This window comes from Gammaproteobacteria bacterium, assembly GCA_016765075.1.
Lineage (GTDB): Bacteria > Pseudomonadota > Gammaproteobacteria.
This window is the reverse complement of sequence record JAESQP010000086.1, coordinates 21229-31300: the sequence shown is the minus strand read 5'-3', so window position 1 is coordinate 31300 and position 10072 is coordinate 21229. Positions and strand designations below refer to the sequence as shown.

The following is a 10072-nucleotide window of genomic DNA, read 5'->3' as shown; positions in this document are numbered from 1 at the left end:
GCACTTAAAGACATATCTAATCGTTGCATTGTAACAACAGAAAGTTCTAAGCCATCAAGACAAGGAGCCAATCGTCATATCCCTAATGTTTGCCGCGAATTTAACATACCTTGCATTAATAACTTCCAAATGATTAAGGAAATGAACTTTAGTACAAACTGGGATGCTTCATAAATCTATACATTACACAGTGAATCAGGAAGTTGCGCAGTGTGTGAAAATACCGCTAACAAAAAACATTCAGCGGACAGTGAAAAGTAGCATTTCGCTTTGCTACACTCTGTTTTTAACTGCCGCTGGTGCAAGACCGTTACCTGGGCGGGCGAAGAAGTCTCACTTGATACAGGTTACTACAATGTTTGTCTGGTTAAGCAGCCTTATAAAGACTGGTCTTAAGCACTTCCCACACAAAGGCACTATTGTCTTTGCCTTGTTTTTTATATCGCTTGTATTATTTGGTTGTTCTCCACAAAACAATGATCATATTCGCTTTGCACTGCAAAGTATGCCCGTCACGCTGGATCCACGCTTTTCTACTGATGCCGCTAGCAGTCGAATTAACCGTTTATTGTTTCAACGTTTGATTGGTTTTGATAACAATTTTCAAGTCATACCTGAATTAGCACAATGGCAGCAGATAAACCCAAAAACTTATCGTTTTGAATTAATCGAGCCTGATCGCCAATTTCATCATGGCCGTCAACTCAATGCCAATGATGTCGCTGCAACCTATGAATATATAAAAAATCCTGTCAATGCATCACCACATCGCTCAAGCCTCGATGTGATAGTACGAATGGATGTTGTCGATGACACTACCATTGATTTTTATTTAAACGAAGCCGATACGCTTTTTCCAAGTCGTTTAGGTATTGCTATTTTACCTGCCGAGCTGATTGCTTCAGGACATAATTTTCGAAAACAGCCCATAGGCAGTGGTGATTTCAAGTTTATGGTACAGCCATCACCCACACGTTTACAGTTGCAACGCCTCTCTGATAAACAAGGCTTCGATTTTGTGCATATGCCTAATCCAACAACGCGTGTGCTCAAGCTGATCAATAGCGAAATTGATATGATGCAAAATGATATTAGTCCTGAGTTGGTAGCGTATCTTGACCATCATGTGGGTATCAATGTTGAGCGTGGCCGTGGCTCTAACTTTACTTATCTAGGGCTTAATTTAGAGTCACAAAAATTAAACAAGCCTATAGTGCGCCAAGCATTGGCTCATGCATTGAACAAGCAAGAAATCATTACCTTTTTGTTTCAGGGATCAGCAAGACCTGCTAACACAATATTAAGTGATGACCATTGGGCAGGCAATGCACAGCTTAATGCTTACAGCTATGATCCAGAATTAGCGCGAAAACTTCTTGCCGAAGCAGGCTATGATAAAAATAAGCCACTAGAGCTAAGTTATAAGACGTCGAGCGACCCTTTTCGCATACGTTTGGCAACGGTTATTCAAAGCCAACTTGAAGCCGCTGGTGTGGTAGTTGATATTCAAAGCTATGATTGGGGCACATTTTACGGTGATATTAAGTCGGGTCGTTTTCAGATTTACAGTTTGAGTTGGGTCGGAATCAAGTCGCCGGATATTTTTCGTTATGTGTTTCATAGCAGTGCTTTTCCACCCGAAGGCGCTAATCGAGGCCGCTATGTTAATCATCAAGTTGATAACTTGATTGAGGCGGCCGCTTTAGAGTCGAATACCGAGATGCAAGCCGATTTTTACCAACAGATACAATCAATCATCCACAACGATTTGCCTTATATTCCACTGTGGTATGAAGACCATGTGTATCTGTCACGTGATACGATCAGTGGTTATAGTATGTCAATTGATGGTAGCTACGATGGTCTAAAAACGGTGATAAAACAATGACAGTGCAACGACTTCACATCAGCATACCGCGACAGCGTTTAATATTTTACGAAGGTGATAAGTGGCTGTTTGAAAGTCTTATTTCTACTGCGGAAAATGGGGTGGGAGAGAAAAATGGCAGTGGTTGTACGCCACGCGGAAAACATATTATAAGAGCAAAAATTGGTGCCGGATTGTCTAAAAATAGCGTATTAGTTGGCCGTCGCCCAACGGGTGAGCGTTATGATAAAACTTTGGCAGCAACCTTTCCTGATCGAGACTGGATATTGACGCGTATTCTATGGCTAAGCGGTTGTGAGTTGAGCCATAATCGCCTGGGTAATGTCGATACCATGCGCCGTTATATCTATATTCATGGCAGCCCTGATACGGTAGCAATGGGTAAACTCGGGTCACATGGCTGTATTCGCATGCGTAACGATGACATTATTACCTTGTTTGATCGGGTTAACCTTGGTGCAAGTGTCATGATCAGCGAAACGGAGTAGGCTTTATATGCTTAATTACTTCGTCAGCCGAATTGCCAGTGCATGTCTTGTCATACTTGGTGTTTCTTGCCTGGTTTTTTTCTTTATTCATCTCATTCCCGGTGACCCCATCGAAGTCATGTTGGGTGAGTCGGCACGTCCGGCAGATCGAGAAGCACTGCGGCAAGCATTAGGTCTGAACCAGCCAGTATTAACCCAACTAGGCCAATATTTGTCAAACCTCGCGCAATTTGATTTGGGTCACTCACTGCATTCTAAAGAAGCGATTAGCAATGTGTTATGGCAACGTATCCCGGCAACCGTTGAGTTGGCCTTGGCAGGTTTGCTGGTTGCTTTAGTGCTGGCTTTTCCGCTAGGTATTATTGCTGCACTAAAGCGCGATACTGCTTGGGACCATAGCGCTATGACGGTTTCGCTACTGGGCGTTGCTATCCCAAACTTCTGGATGGGGCCTTTGCTGATTTTAGTATTTGCTATTGGTTTGGGCTGGTTGCCCGTCAGTGGGCGAGAGCAAGCGACATCAATCATCTTGCCCGCATTGACCTTGGGCACAGCTATGGCTGCTATTTTATCGCGCATGATTCGCTCAACATTGCTTGAAGTATTAGGCGAAGATTATATTCGGACAGCGCGTGCTAAAGGCTTATCCCCTTATCAAATTGTATCGCGCCACGCTTTACGTAATGCCATGTTGCCAGTGATCACACTGATTGGTTTGCAATTGGGCACACTACTTGGCGGTGCCGTGATTACTGAAATTGTTTTTTCCTGGCCAGGGGTGGGCCAGCTAACGATTGAGGCTATACAAAAACGTGATTACCCCGTCCTACAAGCCTGTATATTACTCATTAGTGTCAGCTACGTTGTGGTGAACACGATAACAGATCTTATTTATGGCGTACTAGACCCTAGAGTGCGGCTTAGAGAATCATGATCCGCGATAGCCTCAGCATTATTATTATCGCCATTTGGCTGTTTGCGGCGTTATTTGGCGCTTATTTTAGTTTAAGCCCTTATGAGATTGATCTGCCATCAATACTTACCCCGCCTAACAGTGAAACATGGTTAGGTCACGATGATTTAGGCCGGCCGTTGTTTGATCGTTTGGTCGAAGGCGCCAATGTCTCGTTTACCGTTGCCGTCACCGTAGTGATTATTTCATCAGTGGTGGGGACATTAATTGGCAGTACCAGTGCCTATATTGGTGGTTGGTTCGATCATTTGATTGTCCGCATCATTGATGTTTTATTGGCATTCCCCGGTATTTTGTTAGCGATTGCCCTGGCTGGCGTTATGGGCCCAGGTATCGAAAATGTAGTGATTGCGCTGTCAGTTGTCGGTTGGGTGGGTTTTGCACGTTTATCTCGCGCGCAGGTAATGAGCATCAAGCACAGAGATCATGTGGTTGCAGCAAACGCCTTAGGCACGGCGCGACCGACTATTGTCTTACGCCACTTGATTCCCTTGATATTGGCGCCACTAATGGTTGAAGCGACCTTTGGTATTGCCAGTGTCATTTTAGCAGAGGCCAGTTTGTCATTCCTCGGCCTTGGTGTGCAACCGCCCGCTGCATCTTGGGGCAACATGGTGCGTGATGGCACGCGCTATATGTTGGTTGCGCCGCATATGGTACTGATGCCAGGTTTGGCAATTATGTTCGTTGTGTTAGCAGTCAACCTGTTAGGCGATCGTATTCGTGACAAACTTGATGTGCGCATAAGAGAACAGGAATAGATTAACGTGTCACTCGGCCCATTAATGATTGGTATAAAAGGCCTTGTGCTGGATAAGGCTGAGCACGAATTATTGTGTCACCCCTCTGTCGGTGGCGTCATTTTGTTTGCACGAAACTATGACTCCTTGCAGCAACTGGAAGAATTAGTGTCCCATATTCATACACTGCGACAACCCCATCTATTGGTTGCTGTCGATCACGAGGGTGGTCGCGTGCAACGCTTTCGCGAAGGCTTTAGCGTATTGCCTGCAATTCGAGAACTGGGTAAACGCTATGATGTTAACCGTGATCAAGCCTTATATCAGGCCGAGCAATGGGGTTGGTTGATGGCAGCAGAGCTACGTGCAGTCGGTATTGATATAAGCTTTGCGCCAGTGTTAGATATTGATCGCGAAAAAAGCCAGGTAATTGGTGACCGTGCCTTTCATCATGATAGCGAGGCCATTTCGCGGCTTGCTTTTCGTTATATGCGTGGTATGCAAGCCGCGGGGATGTCTGCTACCGCTAAACACTTTCCAGGCCATGGTGGAGTAAGTCCCGATACCCACACCGAGTGTGCAATTGATGGGCGCAGTTTTGAATCATTAGCGCACGCAGACATACGACCTTTTGCTCATTTGATTGAATCGGATTTACCTGCCGTCATGATGTCGCATGTTATTTATAGTGAAATTGATCGGTGGCCAGCGAGCCTGTCAGCCGTATGGATTCAGCAGATACTGCGCAAGCGCCTTGGCTTTCAAGGTGTGGTTTTCAGTGATGATCTGTGTATGAAAGGCTGTGGTATTGCTGGCAACATGCTTGATCGGACTCATAAAGCTTTGGATGCAGGCAGTGATATGGTCTTAATTTGCAATGACTTTAAGGCCATTGCTAATGTTATTTCGAGATTAAATTTTAGTCCGGATCCATTAGCGACATCGCGTTTTGCACGCATGCATGGACATAAAGCCATGAATCTTAAGGCCTTGCACAGTAGCCAGCTTTGGCAACAAGCACAAGCAGCGCTTGAGGGCGATCTGCCGCCGCCATTGCAACTTACTTAACCTGGATATTTTATGAAGTGATGTGTCACCTCGCTTGTTCATTTGTTGCACAGAAAATATTTTCTCAGTGGCTTGCTAGGGAACCTCTGATTTATTCATGGAACACGACCTTGCACCTGAAATATCCCAGTTCTTCGTTACGAATCTTGCTAATAGCCCCGCTATTGCCTGCGGTTCGCGCCTCGATCTGGCCCTTTTATATATATGGTTCAAGCATAATCCCGCTGTCCCAGAATAAATCAGAGGTTCCTTAGCTGTTAAAGGGATTTTCATGTATTCAAATAAATCAGCATTGTTATTGGATATGAACAGTACATTTATGTTTGGCGAAGATAACTTTGGCAGTTCGGAAGATTTTTCTAAATATTATCGAAAAATTAGTGGCTCTCTCTCAGGAAGAGAAGTTAATAGAATTATCAGATCGGTTTATACGTATTTAGAGGAACGATACCCGAATGAAAATTACAGGCATAGCTTTCCAACGGTGGAGCAAACAATCAATAATGTTGTGGAGAAAAAATTATCGATGGAGGAGGTTTCAAAAATAGTGAAAACCTTTGCTCATCATGAAATTGGCAATATTGCTGTTGAATATATTGATGTGCTCCATAAGTTAAGCCAAAGCTATAAATTAGCTGTTGTAATTGATATTTGGGCGCCCAAAACAACATGGCTTACTTTATTTAAAGAAGTGGGAATTGATAAATTGTTTTCTGCGTCCTCATTTTCCTCAGATCACGGGATGGTTAAACCATCCCCAAAGCCATTTGATCTTGTGGTAAAGCAGCTTGGCATAAAGAAGGAAAAATGTTTAGTAATAGGGGATTCCATTCGTAGAGACCTTGGTGGGGCATCGGCGGCGGGCATTGATTGTGTATTAGTAGGTGTTGCGAAGCACGAAAATGCTTTAGGCTGTTACAAAGATTTATTAGAGTTAAGTCATGATTTGTAGTAAAACAGCTAATAAGACCATTGAGCTTTGACAAGTCTCTGTAAAGGTTTGTAAGTAAATTTATAAAATATTTGGGTTGACTGGCATGGTCAAATTTTATTTTTTTCAAAAATCTAAGAGTTAATTATAGTGGAAGAGCTTTTAAGTCAATTTCAAAACTGGACCTGGAATAACTGGATTAATCAGGTCTTTGTTGTTGTTTTTATTACCCTGGTTGCAGCCTATATCCAGCGCCGTGTCTTCAATAAGGTTTACCGGCGCTTACAAAAAACCAAAAATCCTTGGGATGATGCCCTTGTCGACGCACTACGTCGTCCTGCTACCGCGTTGATCTGGGTACTTGGTATCAGTCTTGCCATTTCGATTATCCAGTCACATGCTGAAGTACCTATTTTTAAGGCGGTAGGATCGATTAGAGACGTACTGGTCATGGTCCTCATCGCTTGGTTTCTTTTGCGTTTTATTAATAACGCAGAAGGCAACATTATCAGCAAAAACAGGAAAGACCCCGTTGATGAAACGACTGTGCGCGCCATTGGTAAATTACTTAGCATCGCTGTTGTTATCACTACAGCCCTGGTTATTCTACAAACGTTTGGTTATAGCATTGCCGGTGTGCTCGCCTTTGGTGGGGTAGGGGGGATTGCCATTGGTTTTGCAGCAAAAGATCTATTAGCCAATCTTTTCGGTGGCGTTATGATTTATCTTGATCGCCCGTTTGCTATTGGTGACTGGATACGTTCACCTGACCGTGAAATTGAAGGCACCGTTGAGCATATTGGTTGGCGCGTCACACGTATTCGTACTTTTGACAAACGACCCTTATATGTACCTAACTCTGTATTTACTATCGTCTCGGTAGAAAACCCCTCGCGTATGTCGAATCGCCGCATCAAGGAAACTATCGGCATTCGTTATGATGATGCAGCGAAAATGGATGTTATTGTCAGTGATGTGAAGCAAATGTTAATTGATCATGCCGAAATCGATAATAACCAAACCATGATCGTTAACTTTAATAGTTTTGCACCCTCATCACTGGATTTCTTTATCTACACCTTTACTCACACCACAAAATGGATACGTTTTCATGAAATTAAACATGACATATTGCTACGAGTAGAGAAAATTATCAGTGATCATGGTGCTGAAATTGCCTTTCCAACCTCTACCTTGCATGTGCCTGATGAAATAGCAATTGATCAATCATAGTATCAAGTTTTATTGTTTTAGAAAGTAGTCACTGAGCATTTTATGTTTCGTTTTAAAGCCGCTATTTTATTCATTTTATGCTTAATACCCTTGTCTGTAGCAATAGCAGTTTTTGAACCACTGCCAGCATTGCCCCCCATTCCAAGTGATAATCCACTCACTGAAGAAAAAATTGAACTTGGTAAGCAATTATTTTTTGACCCAAGACTATCGAAGAATGGGAATATATCGTGTAATAGCTGTCATAACGTTACCGCAAGCGGTAGTGATGGCCAGCAGACGCCGGTTGGCAGCACGGGCAAACAACACCGACGTAATAGCGCAACTGTTTGGAATGTAGGGTTTCATACCAGTTTGCATTGGGATGGTGAAGCACTGAGTTTGGAACATCAGTTTGCCATGCATTTAATTGACCCAGCGGTATTGGACAATACCGAACAGGTTATCGAAAAACGTATTGGCGCTATTCCAGGTTACCAACGGCAGTTTAAACGTGTTTTTGGTCAAGATGGTATAACGGTAAACACCATAGCCAAAGCTTTGGCAACGTATCAACGTACACTGGTGACAGCTAATAGCCCGTTTGATCTTTATCTTAAGGGCGATACATCAGCAATAAGTGCACAAGCCAAACGTGGCTTCGATACGTTTAAGCAAGTCGAATGTTCGGCCTGTCATTTCTATGTTAATTTCGCCGGCCCGCAACCCGGTATTGCGTTAAAAATGGGCGAAGGTTTTTGGGAGTTATTTCCTAACACGAGCGGCACAGTCTACGAAGAAAAATACGATCTCATTACCGATGACCTGGGGCGTTATAACTATACGGGTGAAGCCAGCCACAAAAATATGTGGCGTGTGCCATCGCTACGTAATATCGCGATTACCGGGCCGTATTTCCATAACGGCAAAGTCGAAACCTTAGCGGAAGCCGTGCGCGTCATGGCCGCGACTGAACTTGACCGTAAATTAAATGAACAGCAAGTTGCTGACATTGTTGAATTTCTAAACAGCTTGACAGGTCGTTTCCCCCTGCAAACGCTACCACGTTTACCTGATGATCATGGTGTAGAAGACGCCATTAATCATCGTAAGCAATCGGAACAGGCAGGTGGCGTGTCGATGGGTGTTTTTTCTGTTGACTCAAAAGGGGCAATGACACCAGCAGTGGTGCAGCCACACCTTCAGGGTAAATAGCTTGTGATAAAATCTCTTCAGTGCCTTACTGGTATAGGTTTATTTTTCCTGTTGTTGTCCAGTCACGCCTTTGCCAATCGTTGTGCGATGATTCATCCCTGGACAGGTTACTATCTTGATAATCAGGCTGAGGGCTGTGATAAAAAAGTGGTCAAAATGGATTTTACCAATATAGAGGGTGAGGTTTTATCTCAATGGTTAAATAAAATGGATATTCGTGATAATCAGAGACTTAAAACCCATGTTATTGGAACAATGAAAAACGTCACGACAGTCAACACCTATCTTGACACGCATTGTATTGATGGACCTTGCCTTACCGGTCACGATCATCTTTGTCAGGATGATTAATGATTAAGATCAGTTTGTTTTTTTATGAATACTGATTTTAAGCCCGCATGGTGGCTACCCTCACCACACCTGCAAACTCTTTGGCCATTTTTTTTTCGTAAGCGCCCGCAACTAAATCTACGCCATGAACAGTTAGACTTAGCAGATGGCGATTTTCTTGACCTTTGTTGGAGTCAACGCACAGCAGGCCAATGGGTTTTGTTAATGCACGGCTTAGAGGGCTCGATTAAGTCATCTTACGCAGCAGGTTTGTTTGCTGTACTAGAGTCTCAAGGTTATCGACCCGTGTTTATGCATTTCCGTGGTTGCAGTGGTCGACATAATCGACTTGATAGAGCCTATCATTCAGGTGATACAGCTGATATTGCCACAGTGGTTGAACATATCACTAGACAAACCGGCACACCTGTCTTTGCCGTAATTGGTTCTTCGCTGGGTGGTAACGTATTACTAAAATGGTTAGGCGAAACAGGTGCTGCTAACCCACTATCAAAAGCAGTGGCAATATCGGTACCGTTCAGGCTTGGCGATGCGGCTAATCGGCTTAACCAAGGCGGGTCACGGCTCTATCGAAATTACTTGTTAGGAAAGTTGCGCCGTAAAATCATTGATAAGTTTGCCGGTAAAAAATCACCTATTAAGGTAGATGTGCGATCACTTAAAAGTTTTTGGGATTATGATAAACATGTGACGGCAGTCTTACACGGGTTTAATGGTGCAGATGATTATTACACGCAAAGTAGCAGTCGCCAATATTTGCAATCTATCCGCATCCCAACACAGATTATTCATGCCCTGGACGATCCATTTATGTTTAAAGAGAGCGTGCCAGAGCCTGCTGAGTTATCAGACAGTATTGATTTTGAGCTAGCACTTCATGGTGGGCATGTTGGATTTGTGTCAGGAACCCTGCCGTGGCGACCGCATTATTGGCACGAGCAGAAGATTTGTGAGTTCCTTAAAAGACCAGAAGTTCCCTAGTGTATTGCCTTAGTATTTGTACGGCATGTTCGAATTCCGAAGATACTATAGGCAGGACACCAGGATATTATCGCCGTCAACAAAGGCACTAAACCAACCAGCCCCCACCAACTTTGATAATAATATCCTGCGCCAAATATTACTAACGCCAGAATAATACGTATGGTTTTATCTGCTGAGCCAATATTTTTCATGTTGTTCTCCTAAAGTAATAAAAATGTTAGC

12 protein-coding genes are annotated in these 10072 nt (G+C 43.5%); 11 read left to right on the top strand and 1 reads right to left on the bottom strand.

The window, feature by feature from the left end; translation table 11 throughout:
* From JKY90_05140 to JKY90_05090, 11 genes are all read left to right on the top strand, one after another.
* Positions 1-174, top strand: a 174-nt coding sequence (locus tag JKY90_05140; GenBank protein ID MBL4851650.1) for a DUF4411 family protein, incomplete at its 5' end; no start/stop codon positions are given.
* Between the two features lie 181 nt (positions 175-355).
* A complete protein-coding gene (locus tag JKY90_05135) occupies positions 356-1888 on the top strand; it encodes an ABC transporter substrate-binding protein (protein ID MBL4851649.1) in 1533 nt (510 codons plus the stop codon).
* Positions 1885-2376: a L,D-transpeptidase gene (locus JKY90_05130; GenBank protein ID MBL4851648.1), complete on the top strand. Its 492-nt coding sequence runs from the start codon at positions 1885-1887 to the stop codon at positions 2374-2376. Before JKY90_05135 ends, JKY90_05130 begins: the two co-directional genes overlap by 4 nt.
* Before the next feature lie 7 nt (positions 2377-2383).
* A complete protein-coding gene (locus tag JKY90_05125) occupies positions 2384-3310 on the top strand; it encodes an ABC transporter permease (protein MBL4851647.1) in 927 nt (308 codons plus the stop codon).
* A complete protein-coding gene (locus JKY90_05120; protein ID MBL4851646.1) occupies positions 3307-4110 on the top strand; it encodes an ABC transporter permease in 804 nt (267 codons plus the stop codon). Before JKY90_05125 ends, JKY90_05120 begins: the two co-directional genes overlap by 4 nt.
* A 6-nt stretch (positions 4111-4116) precedes the next feature.
* Positions 4117-5157 carry a beta-N-acetylhexosaminidase gene (gene nagZ, locus JKY90_05115; protein ID MBL4851645.1) on the top strand — a complete coding sequence of 347 codons (1041 nt, stop codon included), beginning with the start codon at positions 4117-4119 and terminating at the stop codon, positions 5155-5157.
* 298 nt (positions 5158-5455) lie between these two features.
* Positions 5456-6109, top strand: coding sequence for an HAD family hydrolase (locus JKY90_05110; GenBank protein MBL4851644.1), 654 nt, complete (start codon positions 5456-5458; stop codon positions 6107-6109).
* A gap of 129 nt (positions 6110-6238) precedes the next feature.
* Entirely contained in the window at positions 6239-7321 is a 1083-nt protein-coding gene (locus JKY90_05105) for a mechanosensitive ion channel family protein (protein ID MBL4851643.1), read from the top strand.
* Positions 7322-7363: 42 nt separating this feature from the next.
* Positions 7364-8515: a c-type cytochrome gene (locus JKY90_05100; GenBank protein MBL4851642.1), complete on the top strand. Its 1152-nt coding sequence runs from the start codon at positions 7364-7366 to the stop codon at positions 8513-8515.
* A gap of 3 nt (positions 8516-8518) precedes the next feature.
* Complete coding sequence (locus JKY90_05095) at positions 8519-8866, top strand: hypothetical protein (GenBank protein MBL4851641.1); 348 nt, start codon at positions 8519-8521, stop codon at positions 8864-8866.
* Between the two features lie 24 nt (positions 8867-8890).
* Positions 8891-9847 carry a hydrolase gene (locus JKY90_05090; protein ID MBL4851640.1) on the top strand — a complete coding sequence of 319 codons (957 nt, stop codon included), beginning with the start codon at positions 8891-8893 and terminating at the stop codon, positions 9845-9847.
* Here JKY90_05090 and JKY90_05085 read toward each other — a convergent pair.
* Positions 9844-10041: a DUF2892 domain-containing protein gene (locus JKY90_05085; protein MBL4851639.1), complete on the bottom strand. Its 198-nt coding sequence runs from the start codon at positions 10039-10041 to the stop codon at positions 9844-9846. The genes JKY90_05090 and JKY90_05085 overlap by 4 nt on opposite strands.
* Positions 10042-10072: the final 31 nt, after the last annotated feature.

Bases quoted from the DNA above. Each gene is read 5' to 3' on its own strand.
- JKY90_05135 (MBL4851649.1), top strand. From the start codon at position 356: ATGTTTGTCTGGTTAAGCAGCCTTATAAAGACTGGTCTTAAGCACTTC.
- JKY90_05130 (MBL4851648.1), top strand. From the start codon at position 1,885: ATGACAGTGCAACGACTTCACATCAGCATACCGCGACAGCGTTTAATA.
- JKY90_05125 (MBL4851647.1), top strand. From the start codon at position 2,384: ATGCTTAATTACTTCGTCAGCCGAATTGCCAGTGCATGTCTTGTCATA.
- JKY90_05120 (MBL4851646.1), top strand. From the start codon at position 3,307: ATGATCCGCGATAGCCTCAGCATTATTATTATCGCCATTTGGCTGTTT.
- JKY90_05100 (MBL4851642.1), top strand. From the start codon at position 7,364: ATGTTTCGTTTTAAAGCCGCTATTTTATTCATTTTATGCTTAATACCC.
- JKY90_05090 (MBL4851640.1), top strand. From the start codon at position 8,891: ATGAATACTGATTTTAAGCCCGCATGGTGGCTACCCTCACCACACCTG.
- JKY90_05085 (MBL4851639.1), bottom strand. From the start codon at position 10,041: ATGAAAAATATTGGCTCAGCAGATAAAACCATACGTATTATTCTGGCG.